Source organism: Streptomyces beigongshangae (assembly GCF_019710745.1).
Taxonomy (GTDB): domain Bacteria; phylum Actinomycetota; class Actinomycetes; order Streptomycetales; family Streptomycetaceae; genus Streptomyces; species Streptomyces beigongshangae.
This window is the reverse complement of sequence record NZ_JAHKJW010000057.1, coordinates 20,724-38,115: the sequence shown is the minus strand read 5'-3', so window position 1 is coordinate 38,115 and position 17,392 is coordinate 20,724. Positions and strand designations below refer to the sequence as shown.

Genomic DNA, 17,392 nt, shown 5'->3' with positions numbered 1-17,392 from the left:
GCTTCCGCTCTCACCGACGGTGAAAGCCGGCGTGCCCCCGCGGCGAGCCGGTGAAGCTCTCAGGTCGAGATGACAGAGGGGAGGCCGTCCGGGCACCCAGACCGCGGTGCCCTCGAAGGTCGTCGGACCAGGAGGCCTCCGCCATGACCGCCCAACGCATTCCGCTCTCCGAACTCGAACAGGGAATCCCCTTCGAGCAGCGCCACATCGGGCCCGACTCCGAGGCCCGCGCCAAGATGCTCGCGCAGGTGGGGTACGGCTCGCTCGACGAGCTGACGGCCGCCGCGGTGCCGGACGTGATCAGGAACGCCGAGGCGCTCGACCTGCCCGGTGCGCGCACCGAGGCCGAGGTGCTGGCCGAGCTGCGCTCCCTGGCGGACCGCAACGAGGTGCTCGACTCCATGATCGGGCTCGGCTACTACGGGACGTTCACGCCGCCCGTGATCCTGCGCAACGTCATGGAGAGCCCCGCCTGGTACACCGCGTACACGCCGTACCAGCCGGAGATCTCGCAGGGCCGCCTGGAGGCGCTGCTCAACTTCCAGACCATGGTCGCCGATCTGACGGGCCTGCCGACGTCCGGCGCCTCACTGCTCGACGAGGGCACGGCGGCCGCCGAGGCCATGGCGCTGTCGCGGCGCATGGGGAAGAACAAGAAAGGTTTCTTCCTCATCGACGCGGACACCATGCCGCAGACCGTCGCCGTGATCCGGACCCGTGCCGAGTCCGCCGGCGTCGAGGTCGTCGTCGCCGACCTGGGCGACGGCATCCCCGCCGCGCTCGCCGAGCGCGAGATCAACGGCGTGCTCCTCCAGTACCCCGGCGCCTCCGGTGCCGTACGGGACCTGAAGCCCGTCGTCGAGCAGGCACACGGGCTGGGGGCGGTCGTCACCGTCGCCGCCGACCTGCTCGCCCTGACGCTCCTCACCCCGCCCGGGGAGCTGGGCGCCGACATCGCCGTCGGCACGACGCAGCGCTTCGGTGTCCCGATGGGCTTCGGCGGGCCGCACGCCGGATACATGGCCGTGCGGGAGAAGTTCGCGCGCAGCCTGCCCGGCCGGCTCGTCGGCGTCTCGGTGGACGCGGACGGCGACAAGGCGTACCGGCTCGCCCTGCAGACGCGCGAGCAGCACATCCGCCGGGAGAAGGCGACCAGCAACATCTGCACGGCCCAGGTGCTGCTCGCGGTGATGGCGGGGATGTACGCCGTCTACCACGGTCCCGAGGGCCTGAAGACCATCGCGCGGCGCACCCACCGGTACGCCGCGATCCTCGCCGCGGGTCTGCGGGCGGGCGGTGTCGAGGTCGTCCACGAGGCGTACTTCGACACGCTCACCGTGCGGGTGCCGGGCCGGGCCGCCGAGACGCTCGCGGCCGCCCGCCGGGGCGGGGTCAACCTCCACCTGGTGGACGCGGACCACCTGTCCCTGGCCTGCGACGAGACGACGACCCGGGCGCAGCTGGACGCCGTCTGGTCGGCGTTCGGCGTCGACGCCGACGCCGACGTGGCGGCGCTGGACGCGACGGCCGAGGACGCGCTGCCGGCCGCGCTGCTGCGCACCGACATGTACCTCACGCACCCGGTCTTCCACCAGTACCGCTCGGAGACCGCGATGCTGCGCTACCTGCGCCGCCTCGCCGACCGCGACTACGCGCTCGACCGGGGCATGATCCCGCTCGGCTCGTGCACCATGAAGCTGAACGCGACCACCGAGATGGAGCCGGTCACCTGGCCGGAGTTCGGGCAGCTGCACCCCTTCGCCCCCGCCGAGCAGGCGGAGGGCTACCTCATCCTCATCCGTGAACTGGAGGAGCGGCTCGCCGAGGTCACCGGCTACGACAAGGTGTCGCTGCAGCCCAACGCCGGTTCGCAGGGCGAGCTGGCCGGTCTGCTGGCCGTCCGCGGGTACCACCGGGCCAACGGCGACGAGCAGCGCACCGTCTGCCTGATCCCGTCCTCCGCACACGGCACCAACGCGGCCAGCGCCGTGATGGCGGGCATGAAGGTCGTCGTCGTGAAGACCGCCGGGGACGGCGAGATCGACGCCGAGGACCTGCGGGCCAAGATCGAACAGTACCGCGACGAGCTGTCCGTGCTGATGATCACGTACCCCTCGACGCACGGGGTGTTCGAGGAGCACGTCGCCGACATCTGCGCACAGGTGCACGAGGCGGGCGGCCAGGTCTACGTCGACGGCGCCAACCTCAACGCGCTGGTCGGGCTCGCCCGGCCGGGGCACTTCGGCGGCGACGTCTCGCACCTCAACCTGCACAAGACGTTCTGCATCCCGCACGGCGGCGGCGGTCCGGGCGTCGGCCCGGTCGGCGTGCGCGCGCACCTGGCGCCGTACCTGCCCAACCACCCGCTGCAGCCCGCGGCGGGCCCGGAGACGGGGGTGGGCCCGGTCTCGGCGGCCCCCTGGGGTTCCGCGGGCATCCTGCCGATCTCGTGGGCGTACGTCCGGCTCATGGGCGGTGAAGGGCTCAAGCGGGCCACGCAGGTCGCCGTGCTCAGCGCCAACTACGTGGCCAAGCGCCTGGAGCCGCACTTCCCGGTCCTCTACACGGGGCCCGGCGGGCTGGTGGCGCACGAGTGCATCATCGACCTGCGGCCGCTGACCAAGGCGACCGGTGTGAGCGTCGACGACGTGGCCAAGCGGCTCATCGACTACGGGTTCCACGCGCCGACGATGTCGTTCCCGGTGGCCGGCACGCTGATGATCGAGCCCACCGAGAGCGAGGACCTCACCGAGCTGGACCGGTTCTGCGACGCGATGACCGCCATCCGCGCGGAGATCGAGAAGGTCGGCTCGGGGGAGTGGGCGGCGGACGACAACCCGTTGCGCAACGCCCCGCACACGGCGGCGGCGCTCGGCGGGGAGTGGGAGCACGCGTACAGCCGTGAGGAGGCCGTGTTCCCGGCCGGGGTCTCGGCGGCCGACAAGTACTGGCCGCCGGTGCGGCGGATCGACCAGGCGTACGGCGACCGGAACCTGGTGTGCTCCTGCCCGCCGCTGGACGCCTACGAGGGCTAGCCGCTCCCGCGGGCGCGGCATGCGTCGGGGCCGGTTCCGGGAGTGCTTCCCGGGGACCGGCCCCTCGTGTGTCCGGACGGTCGGCTCCGCCGCCCATGGCGCTCCGTGCCGCCTGGCCGACTTTCAGAACACGGCCTAGGCGGCGGTCATCACGTCCATGGCCGGCGACCGGTGCGGAGCGATGATCCGGCCGTCCGGCAGGATCTCACCGGTGTCCTCGAAGAGCAGGACGCCGTTGCACAGCAGGCTCCATCCCTGCTCCGGGTGGTGCGCCACGAGGAGCGCGGCTTCCCGGTCGGCGGAGTCGGCTGTCGGGCACGGTCGCTGGTGCTGGCACATTGATGGGATCTTTCGCTTCGGTGTGAGGTCGGTGTTCGGTGTGTTCTCTGTCTTGCGGCTCGAACTGGTGTCCATGGCCGCCCCCCGTTTGTCAGATGGTCCGGAACCCAGTGTTGCCCTACGGCCGTCGATCCGCAGGGATTTGACGGCAGCACTCCTCACAGGTTGATGACGCATGGCCCGGGCGGACGGTTCACCCCGACCGGGCTGTCCCTTCGGGGGGTTCGCCATGGCCGGATGGGGCTAGTCCGTACGGGCCAGGAGCGCGTCGCGTGTCCCGGGCGTCGCTCCGTGCGACACCCTCCCCGGCGGTGCGGCGCACACGGTGAAGTGCCCCGCGGCCGGGTGGGGCCGCGGGGCACGGAGGTACGGGTGCTCTCAGGCGGGTGAGCCGAGCAGCGGGGCGGGCGCGGGGACGGACTTCGGCGTGAGCCGGTGCGTCAGGACGGGCAGCAGGTCGGCCGCCCGGTGCGGGCGGTGGGCGGCGATGCCGGGCGGCGCGGGCGCCAGGGGCACCAGCAGGTCGGTGGCGGCGAGGTGGCCTCCGGCGCCGTCGGCCGGGAAATCCCCGTGCAGCCAGAGTGTGAGCATGTAGAGCTCGGGTACCGAGAGCAGACGTGGCTGGTACGAGCCCGGCATCGTCTCCGCCTGGCGCAGGGCGCGCTCGGTCGCGGTGACGTAGGGACCCTCGAAGAAGTGGGAGAAGGCATGGCCGTCGGGGGTCAGCCTGGTCTCCGCGGCCGCCACGGCACGTTCGTGGCAGCGGATGAGGAACCGCCAGCCGGTGAGCCGGGTGGCCGAGGTGCCGACCGGGGCGACCCGGTCGAGCACATGGACGGGCAGGGGGAGGTCGGGCGTGAGGGGCCCCTGGGTGTTGCGCAGGGACGGAGTACGCGCTTCGCGGACCGCGGTCGGGGAACCGAGGGCCGTGAGGACGGTGCGCAGGGCCGGCGCGGGAGCCGGAGGGACGTGCAACGGCATGATGGATCGCCTCTCGATCGACAGGCATGGTGGCGCGGGGGCGGGGGCGGACGGCGCTGTCAGCATGGGTCAAAGGGGCGGGGGTGCAGGACCTGACGCCCAAGGGACGTCCGCCGCGCGATGTCCGCCGCGCGAGCCCGCCGGCCGCCGGAAGGTCCGGGCGATCGCGCCACCAGGATTCTTCCGGTGCCCGTGCGGGAACGCGCGCACCGGACGCCGCGCGGCCCGTCCTTCGGCGAAGACGTCACTTCGACGACAGATCCTGCGACCGCGAGCGCCAACTCTCTGCCTCGTGGGCGGAGTTTATACGACCTGTGTTCAGGCGGTGTTTCAGCTAGCTGTTGCGCACATTAAGTGCAAGAGCCGATCGGGTCGCCGTCACGCGCGTTTGACCGTGGATCGTGCCGGGTACCTGGCGATGACCTCGGAATACTCCTCCGAAGTGGACGGCTGGTTCTCGTCGGCTTTTTTTACGACACAGTCGGCCGTCAAGAGGAATACGGTGCCTCATGCCTGATGAATGTGCCCCGAGGAAACCGAGTTCAGAGTAGCGCCCGGGAGGTGGATCCGGGGCGTTATCGATCACATTGGCTGGGCATCATCCCCGATGACCCGGGACACCAGCGGCCGGTTCTTGGGGCTGCCCAGTCGAGGAGGGAAGCTTCGATGGGGGAGAACGTCGTGGCGGGGACCATCGGCCTGTCCGACCGCCGGCGGTACCGGGAAAAGCTCCAGCAGTGTCTGGAGGGGCTGGCGCGGTTGCTGGAGGAGAAGCAGTTCGACCGTCCCAAGAATCTCATGGGTATGGAGATCGAGCTGAATCTGGCGGGGCCCGACGGCATGCCGAGGATGATGAATGCGCAAGTACTCGAACGCATAGCCAGCCGTGATTTCCAAACAGAGCTCGCCATGTTCAATCTGGAAGTGAACATCGCCCCCCACCGGCTGGAGGGCCGCGTATTCGACCAGCTTGCCGAGGAGCTGCGCGCCTCCCTCGCGTACGCCCACCGAAAGGCGAAGGAGGTCGACGCCGGAATAGTGATGATCGGCATTCTGCCCACCCTCGCCCGCGACGACCTCGTCTCGGCGAACCTCTCCGACGTGGACCGCTACACGCTGCTCAACGACCAGATCGTCGCGGCCCGCGGCGAGGACTTCACGCTGGACATCGAGGGCGTGGAGCGGCTCAGCTGCACCTCGGCGTCCATCGCGCCCGAAGCGGCCTGCACCTCCGTGCAGCTGCACCTCCAGGTGACCCCCGACCGGTTCGCCGACGTGTGGAACGCCGCGCAGGCCACGGCCGCGGCCCAGATAGCCGTCGGCGCCAACTCGCCGTTCCTCTTCGGCCGTGAGCTGTGGCGCGAGTCCCGGCCCCCGCTCTTCCTGCAGTCCACTGACACCCGTTCGCCCGAGCTGCAGGCGCAGGGGGTACGGCCGCGCACCTGGTTCGGCGAGCGGTGGATCTCCTCGGCGTACGACCTCTTCGAGGAGAACCTGCGCTACTTCCCTCCTCTGCTGCCCATCCGCGACGAGGAGGACCCGATGCGCGTCCTCGACGAGGGCGGCACCCCCAAGCTCGCCGAACTCGTCCTGCACAACGGCACCGTGTACCGCTGGAACCGCCCGGTGTACGACATCGAGGACGGCGTCCCGCACCTGCGCGTCGAGAACCGCGTGCTGCCCGCGGGCCCCACGGTGGTCGACACCGTCGCCAACGCGGTCTTCTACTACGGACTCGTCCGCGCCCTGGCCACCGAGACGCGGCCGGTCTGGACCCGGCTGCCCTTCGAGGCCGCGGCGGCCAACTTCGACCAGGCATGCCGCTACGGCATCGACGCGAAGCTGGAGTGGCCGCGGCGCGGCAGGCACGGCGGCGTCACACGGATGCCCGCGGTACAGCTGGTGCTGGACGAACTGCTGCCGCTCGCGGCGTCGGGCCTGGACGCGTGGGGCATCGAGCCGGCCGACCGGGACCTCTACCTCGGAGTCATCGAGGAGCGGTGCAAGCGGGGGATCAACGGCGCCTCCTGGCAGTCCCGTGCGTTCCACGGGGCGCTGGAGAGCGGCATGGGACGGGACGAGGCGCTGGCCGCCACGACGAAGCGGTACAGCGAGCTGATGCACCTCGGCGAGCCGGTGCACACCTGGCCGGTCGGGCTGGCGGAACCGGCCGTTCCGGTGAGATGAGATGAGATGAGGTGCCCGGGGCGGGCGAGGTGACGGGGGCCGGTGGGGCGGGAGGTCAGCGCTTGTCGCCCGCCTTCACGACGGCCTTCAGGATCACCGAGTGGATCTGGGACGGATCGGTGACCAGGTGTCCCGACCCGCCGGTCGCCTCGGCGATCTCGCTCAGCTCGCCGCGGTCGGCCTCCGGCCCCACGGCGATGGCGATCAGCGGTACGGGGCGCTCCGGGTCGGTGAGCCTGCGCAGTTCGGCGATCAGCCGGGAGCGCGAGACGGACCCGGGATCCTGGTTCACGCCGTCGGTGAGCAGCACCAGCGCGTTGAACTTGCCCTTGGCGTAGGAGGCCGTCGCCGCCTTGTACGCGGCCAGGGTGGTGTCGTACAGGCCGGTCGCGCCGTCGCGGACCGGTTCGAGGTCCCCGAAGGCCGCCGACAGCCGGTCCCGCCGGGTGCTGCCGCCCACCTGGTCGCCGAGCCGGCCGGTCGGCACCAGGACGCGGTGGTCGCGCTCGCCGTCGAGTTTCGTGGAGAACTCCCACAGCCCGATCTCGTCCTCCGGCGTGAAGGTGGCCAGGGCCTGCAGCAGCGCCGCCCTGGTCACGTCCATCCGGGACTCGCCGGTACCCGGCACCGGGTCCGACATGGACGAGGAGACGTCGACGACGGTGGTGAGGCGGGCGCTCTGCACCGTGATCGTCCACATGCCGAGGGCCTCCTCGACCTCCTTGTCCGTGGCGGGCCTCTCCGGCACTTCCCCGTACGGTTGCGGGGCACGGCCGCCGGCCGCGGACACCAGCCCGGCCGGGACGTCGTCCTCGTCCGTACGGAACCCGTGCTCCTCCATGATCCGGCGTCCGCCGGGCTCGCCGAGGAGGGTCATGAACCGCAGCGCCGCGCGGCTCTCGTCCGTGGTCAGCGTGGGCTCGTCGACCAGCGCGAACGGATGGTCGAGCCGGGGTGCGCCGTCCTTCGGGTAGAAGAGGTCGAGGTCGTCGCCGCTGTCCGCCGACGCGTTGTACGCGAACGCCGCCTGCTCGGAGAGGACCAGCGCCTGGTTGCGCTTCGGGTTGCCCTGTTCGGTGCCGGACAGGTCGCGCGGCAGTGTGTCCAGGACCTGGTCGTCGCTGTCGGAGGTGCGCTGCGAGAGGGCCTTCGCGGCAGCCGCCGCGAGGATCTCGCCGTCCTTCGACCCGCCCGCGGTCCGGGACAGCTGGGCCAGGGCGAGCAGGCCCGTGGCGCTGCGCGAAGGGTCGCCCGCGCCGAGCCTCAGCCGCTCGTCGGCCATGGTGGCATTCGCCAGCTCGGTCCAGGAGTACGCCTTCCGGGGCCAGCCGAGGGACTTCGCGGCCGACGGGATCATGGCGACGCCGACGGGTGACAGGGCGACGTTGCCCGCCGGTGTCACCGGAACCGACTGGCTGTCCGCCAGCACCCGGTCCACCCACACGCCCGAGTCCGGTACCCAGACCTCGAAGTCGGTCGCGCTCTTGCGCCTCGACCGCAGGGCGTCCGCGACCTCGTAGGTGTCCCGGGCGGTCACGCGGACGTCGAGGCAGCTGCCGTCGGACGTCACGTCGTGCTCCCGGGCGTGGTCGGCCGCGTCCTGGAGCGCGGGTGCGACACCGGGGGCGGCGACGATCCTCAGCCGTACGGCGCTGTCCCAGCAGGAGGAGCCGAAGGAGAACACGCTCCCGTCGACGGCGGCCACGGTGCCGGCGGCGACCCCGAGCACGAGGGCCGTCGCGAGCACCGCGTCGCGGCGCCGGGTGCGTGACCGGGGGCCGGTGCCGCGCCCGCGCGGCCCGTCGGGCAAGCTGTGACGTCCCATGCCGGTGGTGCCCCTCCCTGATCGAGCCCGCCGCTGAACCGCTGAAGTCGCGGCACGGCCGGACGACAGGGCGCCGGGGCCCGTCGCGCACGATCTTCGTAACTTCTTTCGAGACCCTAGCGGGGCGGGGACGGGGATGAGGCGGGATTACACAACTGGAGGCAGGAGTGCAGGTGGGGCAGGCGCCGACAGCGGATTCCTTTCCCGGGGAGCGGCCCGGACGACGGATTCTCCGCGACGAGACACTGCTCGTCCTGGGCGTCTCGCTCGGGGCGAGCGGGGTCTCCGCACTGATCAGCTTCGTCGGTTCGGTGACCAGACCGGGAGGACTGAAGGACCAGGCGGCCACGCTCAACGCCTCGGCCGCCCCCGGCCGTCCCTGGCTGGACCTGGCATGGCAGCTGTTCGGCATCGCGTCCGCGCTGGTGCCGGTCGCCCTGGTGGCGCACTTCCTGCTCCGTGAGGGCGCGGGGCTGCGCACGCTCGGCTTCGACCGCACGCGCCCCTGGTCCGATCTCGTCCGCGGCGCCGGGATCGCCGCGGTCATCGGCAGCTCCGGCATCGCCTTCTACCTGGCGGCCCGCGGGTTCGGGTTCAACCTCACCGTGGTGCCCGAGGCGCTGCCCGAGGTGTGGTGGAAGTACCCGGTGCTGATCCTCTCCGCGCTCCAGAACTCGATCCTGGAGGAGGTCATCGTCGTCGGTTACCTGCTGCGCCGCCTGGACCAGCTGGGCTGGACGCCGGTCACCGCCCTGGTGGCGAGCTCGGTGCTGCGCGGTTCCTACCATCTGTACCAGGGCATCGGCGGATTCGTCGGCAACATGGTCATGGGTGTGGTCTTCGTCTGGCTGTACCGCCGCTGGGGCCGGATCGGACCGCTGGTGGTCGCCCACTCGCTCCTGGACATCGGCGCGTTCGTGGGATACGCGCTGCTGGCGGGGAAGGTGGGGTGGCTGCCCACCGCGTGAGACACCGCACGGCGTTCACGCACGGCGTTCACCCGAGCGGGGTGTTCACGCGAGCAGGTCGCCCTCGATCACGGTGACCGCGCGGCCGGTGAGCAGGGTGCGGTCGCCGCGGAGCTCCGTACGGACCCGTCCGGAGCGGGGCGAGGCCTGGAGCCCCGTGAGTCCGGTACGGCCGAGGCGCCCGGACCAGAACGGGGCGAGGGCCGTGTGGGCGCTGCCGGTGACCGGGTCCTCGTCGATGCCGACGTTCGGGAAGAAGCAGCGGGAGACGAAGTCGTACCCCCGGGCGGGGTCCTCGGCGCGGGCCGTCGCGATGATGCCGCGCTCGGAGTGGCGGCCCAGGGAGGCCAGGTCGGGGGCCAGGCCCAGGACCGTCTCCTCGTCGGCGAGTTCGACGAGCAGGTCGCCGAGGCCCGGGCCGGTGTCGTGCGTCGTGAGCGGCTCGGCGCCCAGGGCCTTCGCGACGCCCGGCGGGATCCCGACCGCCGTGAGCGGGGCGGTCGGGAAGTCGAGCGTGACGGAACCGTCGTCGAGCGCGGTCGCGACGAGCACGCCGCTCCTCGTCGCGAACCGCACGGGACCCCGGGCGGCTCCCGTGGTGGCCAGCACGTGCGCGGTGGCGAGGGTCGCGTGGCCGCACAGCGCGACCTCGGTGGCGGGGGTGAACCAGCGCAGTGCCCAGTCGGCCCCGCCGCCCTCCGGAAGGGGGTGGGCGAACGCCGTCTCGGCGTGGTTGACCTCCAGGGCCACGTTCTGCAGCCAGGCGTCGTCCGGGAAGGACTCCGCCCCGTCGAGGAGAAGGACCCCGGCCGGGTTGCCGGCGAAGGGGCGGTCGGTGAAGGCGTCGACGATACGAATCCGCATGAGGCGACGGTAGGCGCCGCTCGGCGGCCCGGACCAAGGCCAATCCGGGATCGGTGGCCCCGAAAGGGGCGGTCGCCGGATGCGGGGGACGGTCACCCGGTGCGGACGGGCGGTCGCCGGATGAAGGGAGTGGCCGCGGACGAGGGGAGCGGGTGCCGGATGTGTCGCCAACCCTTGTCGAACGAACTGTTCCGATATATCGTTGAAGCATCGCGATTGATCAACGCTGGAATGGAGTGAGGGCGATGCGTTCCCATGGAGAGGAATACGGACCGGGCTTCGGGCCCGGCCACGGACACGGCCGTGGGCGTGGCCGCGGCCGGGGCGGACCCGGCGGCTCCGACAGGGGCGGCTTCGAGGGACTGCGGGCGGCTTTCGGCCCCTTCGGGCCCGGTTTCGGCGGTCCCGGCTTCGGCCCGGGGCCCTGGGGTGGGCGCGGCGGCCGGGGCGGACCGCGCGGCAGGGCGCGGCGCGGTGACGTGCGCGCGTCGATCCTGGCGCTGCTCAAGGACCGGCCCATGCACGGCTACGAGATGATCCAGGAGATCGCCGAGCGCAGCGGCGGGGCGTGGAGGCCCAGCCCCGGCTCGGTGTACCCCACCCTTCAGCTGCTGGAGGACGAAGGTCTGATCAGCAGTGCGACCGAGAGCGGCAAGAAGCTGTTCTCGCTGGCCGAAGCGGGGCGTGCCGCCGCCGCCGAGGGTCCGGAGGCGCCCTGGGAGGATGCGGGCCGCGGGGTCGACTGGGAGGCGCTGAGCGACGTCCGGCAGGCCGGCTTCGGCCTGATGGAGGCGTTCGGGCAGGTCTGGAAGACCGGCAGCAAGGAGCAGCGCGAGAAGGCGCTGTCCCTCGTCCACGAGACGCGCAAGAAGCTGTACCTGATCCTCGCCGACGAGGACTGACGGCGCGTCAAGAAGCGCGGTCGGGAGGGGCGGTGGCTTCCGTTCAGCAAGGCGGCGCGCGCGGCGGAGGGGAAAATCGAGGGACGAACGGCGTGATGTCATCCGTGAGGAGGAGGGGCCCGGCGCCGGCGCACACCTTGTGTCGGACGCGGGAATGCTCCTCCGCGCGGATGACCGGATACGGGGCCGGCTGATGGGGTGGGGAACGTGCACCACCGTATTCCCCAGCAGCAGGCCGCCGGGCGCGGCCCGGCCGGAGCGGACGTCGAAGCCCGCCTGAGCGCGGAACTGGCCGCGGTGATCGCCGGTGCGCGCAGACGGGCGCTGCGGGACGGGGACCGGCAGATCGACACGGCTCATCTGCTGCACACGCTCCTGGAGTCGGACCCCGAGGTGCGCGAGGCCCTCGCCGACGGCCCGCAGGTCGCCCGGCTGCTCGGCTATCTCGTCCAGCGCAGCATCGGGTACGGGCTCCGCTGGCAGAGCTCCGTCGAGAACTCCGTCGAGAGCTCGGTCGAGAGCTCCGTCGAGAGCTCGGTCGAGAGCTCCGCGGCCGGGCTGGCGGTGACCGGGGGCGGGTGCTCACCGGTGGCCGCCCGGGTCATGGCGGCCGCGTACGAGCGCGCCGCGGGGCGGGGCGAGCGGCTCGCGCACGGAACCGACCTGCTCGCCGCGCTCGCCGCCGCACCGGACTCGCGGGCCGTGGAGGTGCTGCGGCGGGCGGGGGTGGACGCGGAGGAACTGGTGGCGCGGCTGGAGGCGGCGGCGCGGGGGGTGGAGGCCTGAGGCGTCCACGGTCTGGCCCCCTCCGGGGTTCCGCTGGCCCGCCGGCCGGGCGCGGTCGGCTCCGCCTGGTGCCGGCCGGTTGCCGGGAGCGGCCCGTCCGGACGCTGAGACAGGTGTCATTCGACATGACGCTCATGTCATTGCCTGTCATCATGTGGCGGTGCATACGTCGATGAGCAGTCAGGGCCACCGTGGGCGAGGCGTCGGGCTGGGGCTCGCGCTCGGGTCGGCGGTCGCCTTCGGGGGATCGGGCGTCGCCGCCAAGCCGTTGATCGAGGCGGGTCTGGACCCCCTGCACGTGGTGTGGCTGCGCGTCGCGGGCGCCGCTCTGGTCATGCTGCCGCTGGCCGTGCGCCACCGGCGCCTCGTGCGCGAGCGCCCGCTGCTGCTCGCCGGGTTCGGGCTGCTGGCCGTCGCCGGTGTCCAGGCATGCTACTTCGCCTCGATCTCCCGGATACCCGTCGGCGTCGCGCTGCTCGTCGAGTACCTCGCGCCCGCGCTGGTCCTCGGGTGGGTGCGGTTCGTGCAGCGCAGGCCCGTCACCCGCGCCGCCGCCCTCGGTGTCGTCCTCGCCGTCGGCGGCCTCGCCTGTGTCGTCGAGGTGTGGGCGGGACTGGGCTTCGACGCCCTCGGGCTGCTGCTCGCGCTCGGCGCCGCGTGCTGCCAGGTCGGCTACTTCGTCCTCTCCGACCAGGGCGGCGACGCGGGTGGGGCGGCACCGGCCCCGCTCGGCGTCATCGCGTACGGGCTGCTCGTCGGCGCGCTCGTCCTGACGGTCGTGGCGCGGCCGTGGGGCATGGACTGGTCGGTCCTCGGGGGCGGTGCGGACCTGGACGGGACGTCCGTCGCGGCCGCGCTGCTGCTGGGCTGGATCGTGCTGGTCGCGACCGTCGCCGCCTATGCGACCGGCGTCCTCGCGGTACGCAGGCTCTCGCCCCAGGTGGCCGGGGTCGTGGCGTGCCTGGAGGCGGTCATCGCGACCGTGCTCGCCTGGGTGCTGCTCGGGGAGCACCTCTCGGCGCCTCAGATCATCGGCGGTGCGGTGGTGCTGTGCGGTGCGTTCATCGCGCAGACGTCCGCACCCGCCAAAGCCCCGCAGGCGCCGGTGGCGCGTGGCACGGCGGACACCGGGAGCGCGCTGTCCGAGCGGGGGTCCGCCCTCTGACCCGGTGTCAGAGCGTCGTCAGGTAGTCCGGCACCCCGATGCCCGGAGCCAGGTCGTCGGCGGGCAGGGGCGCCCCGTGGACCGTACGGACGGGTACGACCCCGGTCCAGTGGGGCAGGCCGAGGTCCTCCGGCTCGTCGTTCGGGCCGCCGGTGCGCAGCTTGGCGGACACCTCGGCGAGATCCAGGCGCAGTACGGCGGTCGCGGCCAGCTCCTTGGTGTCGGCGGGCCGGGAGTCCTGCGAGCGGCCGGGCACCACGTGGTCGACCAGCGCGTCCAGGGCCCGGCGCTTCTCCTCCGGGTCCGTCACCGGGTGCGCCACGCCGTGCACCACCACCGAGCGGTAGTTGAGCGAGTGGTGGAACGCCGAGCGCGCCAGCACCAGTCCGTCCACGTGGGTGACCGTGAGGCAGACCGGCAGCCCCGGGTCGGCCTGTCCCGCCATCCGCAGCGGACGCGAACCCGTCGAGCCGTGCACGTAGAGCCGCTCGCCGACCCGCCCGTACAGCGTGGGCAGGACGACCGGCGCCCCGTCCCGGACGAAGCCGAGGTGGCAGACGTACCCCTCGTCGAGTATCGAGTGCACCATCTCGCGGTCGTACGCGGCCCGCTCCCTGGACCGGGTGGGAACGGTGCGGTCGGTCGGGGTGTAGGTCCGGGGGTGCCGGTCTGCCGTCTCCGTCATCAGAGCTCTCCAGGTCGGTGGTGTCGTACGGGCTGCGGCGCCCGCTCGGTGTGCTCGGGGTGTGCTCACGTACGCCGGGTTCGCTTTGCGGTACCTATTGCACTAGTGCATAATTTGTTTTGTGCTAGGAGAGTATCTGATCGAGGGGAAGCGCGCAGCCGAGATCGCGGGCAGCGTGGAGCACGCGGTGGGTGCGGGGAAGCTGGAGCCCGGACAACCGCTGCCGCCGATGCGGGAGCTGGCCGCCCGGCTGGAGGTCAACCCCAACACCGTCGCGGCCGCGTACCGCACACTGCGTGAACGCGGGGTCATCGAGACGGCCGGCCGGCGCGGCAGCCGAGTCCGCTCCAAGCCGGTGACGACCGCGCGGGAACTGTCCCGCCCCGACGTACCGCCCGGAGCGCGGGACCTCTCCGACGGCAATCCGGACCCCGCCCTGCTGCCCCCGCTCGCCGGGGCGCTGGCGGCGGCCGCGGAGCTCTCGGACCGTGCCCCCACGCTCTACGGCGCGGCGGCCGTGGATCCCGACCTGGCGCGGCTCGCCCGCGCGGACCTGGACGCGGACGGGGTGCCGGACGGGCCGGTCGTCGTCGCCTCCGGGTCGCTCGACGGCATCGAGCGCGTGCTGGCCGCCCATCTGCGGGCCGGGGACGCCGTCGCCGTGGAGGACCCCGGCTGGCACAGTGTGCTCGACCTCGTTCCGGCCCTCGGGCTGCGGGCCGTCCCTGTCGGCGTCGACTCGCAGGGGCCGCTGCCCGACGACGTACGCGCCGCGCTGGCGGACGGGGCGCGGGCCCTGATCGTCACCGACCGTGCGCAGAACCCGACCGGCGCCGCGCTGAGCGCCACGCGCGCGCGTGCCCTGCGCGTCGTGCTGGAGGAGTACCCGCAGACCCTGCTCGTCGAGGACGACCACGGGCACCGGATCGTCGACCTGCCCCTGCATCCGCTGGCCGGCACGACCCGGCACTGGGCGTTCACGCGGTCGGTCGCCAAGGCGTACGGGCCCGATCTGCGACTGGCGGTCCTCACCGGCGACACCGTCACCATGGACCGGATCCGCGGGCGGCAGCGGCTGGGACCAGGGTGGGTGAGCCGCCTGCTGCAACGGGCCGTGGTGGAGCTGTGGTCGAGCGGCGTCGTGGACACCCGGGCCGTGGCGTCGGCGTACGGGCGGCGGCGGGACGCGCTGATCGGCGCGCTCGCGGAGCGCGGTGTCGAGGCGTACGGGCGCAGCGGCATGAACGTGTGGGTGCCCGTCCCGGACGAGACCGGGGCGGTCGCGCGGTTGCTGCACTCCGGCTGGGCCGTGGCGCCGGGGGCGCGCTTCCGGATGAGCGCGCCGCCCGGTCTGCGGATCACGGTGTCGACGCTCGGGCCGGACGAGGCGGTGGCGGTCGCCGACGCGGTCGCCGTGGCGGTGGGGCCCGCGCCCGCACGCCGTTACGTCTGACGGGGTGGTGGGGTCAGGGGTGACGGGGTGACGGGGTGACGGGGTGAGGGGATACCGTCCGTCCGGACCGGGACGGCCGGCCTCTCAGCCGTCCCGGCGGGGCCGGGGCCGGGACTGGGTGAGGGCCGCGCCCGCCAGCACGATGACGGCGCCCACCGGTGTCGACCAGGTCAGCGATTCGCCCAGGATCGCGACACCCGCGGCGGTGGCGATGACCGGGATGAAGTACGTGACCATCTGGGCCGTCGTCGGGCCGACCTCGGCGACCAGGCCGTACTGGATGAGGACGGCGAAGCCCGTGCCGAGGGCACCCAGTGCGATCACCGCGAGCAGCGGCGCGAGGGCGAAGCGGCTGGGCACGGTGGTGAACAGCGGGGTGACGACGGCCAGTTGCACTGTCGCGAGCAACAACTGGGCGCCGGTCAGCGACAGGTGGGAGTGACCGGAGCCGGCCAGCGTCCGGCGGACGTAGATCCAGCCGACGGGGTAGCTGAGCGAGGCCAGCAGGGCCATGGCGGTCCCCGGGCCGTCCAGGCCGTCGAAGCCCTGCCAGGCGCCCAGCACCGTCAGGACGCCGAGGAACCCGATCCCGAGACCGGCCACACGGCGCCGGGTGGGCCGGTCCTCGGAGAGGGCGACCAGCGACAGGGCCATGCCCCACAGGGGGGAGGTCGCGTTGCAGATCCCCGCCAGCGTGGACGGGATCGTGAGCTCGGAGTACGCGAACAGGGAGAACGGCAGGGCGTTGAGGAGGAGGGCCGCGACCGCCAGGTGGACCCAGGTGCGGGCACCGCGCGGCAGGCGCTCCCGCTTCCACGCCATCGCGGCCACGAGCACCAGCGTGCCGAAGAACAGGCGGCCGAGCGTCACCTGGAAGGGCGCGTAGCCGTTCGTGCCCACCTTGATCAGAAGGAAGCTGAAACCCCAGACGAGGGAGAGGGCGCCGAAGCGCAGGCGCCAGTCGAGAGCGGGACGCGGGGCCGGGACCCGGACCGGACCGCTCCGGGACGGACCGCTCCGGGATGGTGCCGGCCTCACGTCCGGGGCGGGAACCTCGGCCGGGGGCGGACCGGCCGGGAGTGGAGCGGACGGGGTGTCGGGTGTGGTGGGGAGGGATGCGCGGGGCTCGGTCGGGGCGCTCATGCGTTTCACGATGACCGAGAGGATCTCGTAGAACAAGCGAGATTTTTCGTCCGGTATCTCGTAGCATCACTTACATGTTGAACCTGGAGCGCCTCCGCACGCTCGACGCCCTCGCCCGCCACGGCTCGGTGAGCGGCGCGGCCGACGGACTGCACGTGACGACGTCGGCCGTCTCCCAGCAGATGTCCAAGCTGGAGCGGGAGGTGGGACAGCAACTGCTCGCGAAGAACGGGCGGGGGGTGCGGCTCACCGACGCCGGGCGGCTGCTCGCCGACCACGCCGCGCGCATCCTGTCCCAGGTGGAGCTCGCCCAGTCCGACCTGGAGGCGCAGCGCGGCCAGGTGGTGGGGGAGCTGCGGCTGTCCGCGTTCCCCACGGCGGCACGCGGGCTGTTCCCCGCGGCCCTGGCCGCGCTGCGCGCCGAGCATCCCGGACTGCGCGTCCGCTCGCGCGAGCTGGAGCCGGAGGGCGCGGTCGCCGGGGTGCTGCGCGGCGACATCGACCTGGCGGTCGTGCTGGACTGGTACAACAAGCCGCTGCCCATGCCCGAAGGGCTGGTCAAGGCATCGCTCCTGGACGACCCCACGGATGTGGCGATGCCCGCGGACCACCGGCACGCGGAGCGTTCCGAGGTGGACCTCGAAGACTTCGCCGACGACGAGTGGATCGCGTGGGAGGAGGGCGAGTTCTGTCACGAGTGGCTGCTCTTCACCCTGCGGGGCAAGGGCGTCGAGCCGGTGATAGCCCACCGCGCGGTGGAGCACCACACACAGCTCGCGCTGGTCGCGGCGGGGCTCGGCGTGTGCGTCGCGCCGCGGCTCGGCCGGGGTCCGGTGCCGGCGGGCGTGCGGACGGTCCCGGTGCGGCACCGGGTCACCAGACATGTGTACGCCGTGTGGCGGGCGGACGCCGACCGCCGTCCGTCGATCAGGGCGGTGGCGGCCGCGCTGCGGAAGGCGGGCGCGGCGCACGGGTGACCCGCCCTCCCGCCCTCCCGCCGTCCCTCGCCCCGCGGCGTCGCCTGTCCGCCGCCGCATGCCCGTCACCTCACGGCGTCAC

At 72.7% G+C, this 17,392-nt stretch carries 14 protein-coding genes; 8 read left to right on the top strand and 6 right to left on the bottom strand.

Going from position 1 to position 17,392, the window contains the following annotated elements:
* The first annotated feature begins 143 nt into the window (after positions 1–143).
* On the top strand, positions 144–3,035 hold the full coding sequence (gene gcvP, locus KM933_RS31695; protein WP_221358668.1) for an aminomethyl-transferring glycine dehydrogenase: 2,892 nt from the start codon (positions 144–146) through the stop codon (positions 3,033–3,035).
* Positions 3,036–3,170: 135 nt separating this feature from the next.
* Here the strand turns inward: gcvP and KM933_RS31690 are convergent, their stop codons facing one another.
* The gene (locus KM933_RS31690; protein ID WP_149510476.1) at positions 3,171–3,374 is read right to left on the bottom strand and encodes a DUF5999 family protein; all 204 of its coding nucleotides are present in this window, start codon (positions 3,372–3,374) and stop codon (positions 3,171–3,173) included.
* A 378-nt stretch (positions 3,375–3,752) separates the two neighbouring features.
* A complete protein-coding gene (locus KM933_RS31685; protein ID WP_221358666.1) occupies positions 3,753–4,355 on the bottom strand; it encodes a hypothetical protein in 603 nt (200 codons plus the stop codon).
* 666 nt (positions 4,356–5,021) lie between these two features.
* On the opposite strand from KM933_RS31685, the gene KM933_RS31680 reads away from it, so the two are divergent.
* A complete protein-coding gene (locus KM933_RS31680) occupies positions 5,022–6,542 on the top strand; it encodes a glutamate-cysteine ligase family protein (RefSeq protein ID WP_221358664.1) in 1,521 nt (506 codons plus the stop codon).
* A gap of 55 nt (positions 6,543–6,597) precedes the next feature.
* On the opposite strand, the gene KM933_RS31675 is transcribed toward KM933_RS31680, so the two are convergent.
* Positions 6,598–8,367, bottom strand: a complete 1,770-nt coding sequence (locus tag KM933_RS31675) for a substrate-binding and VWA domain-containing protein (RefSeq protein WP_221358662.1) — start codon at positions 8,365–8,367, stop codon at positions 6,598–6,600.
* Positions 8,368–8,534: 167 nt separating this feature from the next.
* Here KM933_RS31675 and KM933_RS31670 point away from each other — a divergent pair, with 167 nt between their 5' ends.
* Positions 8,535–9,335 carry a CPBP family intramembrane glutamic endopeptidase gene (locus KM933_RS31670; protein WP_430727395.1) on the top strand — a complete coding sequence of 267 codons (801 nt, stop codon included), beginning with the start codon at positions 8,535–8,537 and terminating at the stop codon, positions 9,333–9,335.
* 45 nt (positions 9,336–9,380) lie between these two features.
* Here KM933_RS31670 and KM933_RS31665 read toward each other — a convergent pair whose 3' ends face one another.
* Positions 9,381–10,199, bottom strand: a complete 819-nt coding sequence (locus KM933_RS31665; RefSeq protein WP_221358658.1) for a PhzF family phenazine biosynthesis protein — start codon at positions 10,197–10,199, stop codon at positions 9,381–9,383.
* 245 nt (positions 10,200–10,444) lie between these two features.
* On the opposite strand from KM933_RS31665, the gene KM933_RS31660 reads away from it, so the two are divergent.
* The 3 genes from KM933_RS31660 (at position 10,445) to KM933_RS31650 (ending at position 13,052) form a co-directional block, all read left to right on the top strand.
* Positions 10,445–11,101 carry a PadR family transcriptional regulator gene (locus tag KM933_RS31660; RefSeq protein ID WP_221358656.1) on the top strand — a complete coding sequence of 219 codons (657 nt, stop codon included), beginning with the start codon at positions 10,445–10,447 and terminating at the stop codon, positions 11,099–11,101.
* Between the two features lie 207 nt (positions 11,102–11,308).
* Positions 11,309–11,887 carry a Clp protease N-terminal domain-containing protein gene (locus tag KM933_RS31655; RefSeq protein ID WP_221358654.1) on the top strand — a complete coding sequence of 193 codons (579 nt, stop codon included), beginning with the start codon at positions 11,309–11,311 and terminating at the stop codon, positions 11,885–11,887.
* A 154-nt stretch (positions 11,888–12,041) separates the two neighbouring features.
* Entirely contained in the window at positions 12,042–13,052 is a 1,011-nt protein-coding gene (locus KM933_RS31650) for an EamA family transporter (protein WP_221358644.1), read from the top strand.
* Positions 13,053–13,059: 7 nt separating this feature from the next.
* Here KM933_RS31650 and KM933_RS31645 read toward each other — a convergent pair whose 3' ends face one another.
* Positions 13,060–13,737 carry a pyridoxamine 5'-phosphate oxidase family protein gene (locus tag KM933_RS31645; protein ID WP_221358642.1) on the bottom strand — a complete coding sequence of 226 codons (678 nt, stop codon included), beginning with the start codon at positions 13,735–13,737 and terminating at the stop codon, positions 13,060–13,062.
* 121 nt (positions 13,738–13,858) lie between these two features.
* Here KM933_RS31645 and KM933_RS31640 point away from each other — a divergent pair, with 121 nt between their 5' ends.
* A complete protein-coding gene (locus KM933_RS31640; protein ID WP_221358640.1) occupies positions 13,859–15,190 on the top strand; it encodes an aminotransferase class I/II-fold pyridoxal phosphate-dependent enzyme in 1,332 nt (443 codons plus the stop codon).
* Between the two features lie 84 nt (positions 15,191–15,274).
* Here KM933_RS31640 and KM933_RS31635 read toward each other — a convergent pair whose 3' ends face one another.
* Positions 15,275–16,369 (bottom strand): DMT family transporter, encoded by a 1,095-nt coding sequence (locus tag KM933_RS31635; protein ID WP_221358638.1) that lies wholly within the window; start codon positions 16,367–16,369, stop codon positions 15,275–15,277.
* 38 nt (positions 16,370–16,407) lie between these two features.
* On the opposite strand from KM933_RS31635, the gene KM933_RS31630 reads away from it, so the two are divergent.
* Positions 16,408–17,310, top strand: coding sequence for a LysR family transcriptional regulator (locus tag KM933_RS31630; protein WP_221358636.1), 903 nt, complete (start codon positions 16,408–16,410; stop codon positions 17,308–17,310).
* Positions 17,311–17,392 lie beyond the last annotated feature (82 nt).

Excerpts from the sequence above, each read along its gene's own strand:
- gcvP (WP_221358668.1), top strand. The coding sequence starts at position 144 with ATGACCGCCCAACGCATTCCGCTCTCCGAACTCGAACAGGGAATCCCC.
- KM933_RS31690 (WP_149510476.1), bottom strand. The coding sequence starts at position 3,374 with ATGTGCCAGCACCAGCGACCGTGCCCGACAGCCGACTCCGCCGACCGG.
- KM933_RS31685 (WP_221358666.1), bottom strand. The coding sequence starts at position 4,355 with ATGCCGTTGCACGTCCCTCCGGCTCCCGCGCCGGCCCTGCGCACCGTC.
- KM933_RS31680 (WP_221358664.1), top strand. The coding sequence starts at position 5,022 with ATGGGGGAGAACGTCGTGGCGGGGACCATCGGCCTGTCCGACCGCCGG.
- KM933_RS31675 (WP_221358662.1), bottom strand. The coding sequence starts at position 8,367 with ATGGGACGTCACAGCTTGCCCGACGGGCCGCGCGGGCGCGGCACCGGC.
- KM933_RS31665 (WP_221358658.1), bottom strand. The coding sequence starts at position 10,199 with ATGCGGATTCGTATCGTCGACGCCTTCACCGACCGCCCCTTCGCCGGC.
- KM933_RS31660 (WP_221358656.1), top strand. The coding sequence starts at position 10,445 with ATGCGTTCCCATGGAGAGGAATACGGACCGGGCTTCGGGCCCGGCCAC.
- KM933_RS31645 (WP_221358642.1), bottom strand. The coding sequence starts at position 13,737 with ATGACGGAGACGGCAGACCGGCACCCCCGGACCTACACCCCGACCGAC.
- KM933_RS31630 (WP_221358636.1), top strand. The coding sequence starts at position 16,408 with ATGTTGAACCTGGAGCGCCTCCGCACGCTCGACGCCCTCGCCCGCCAC.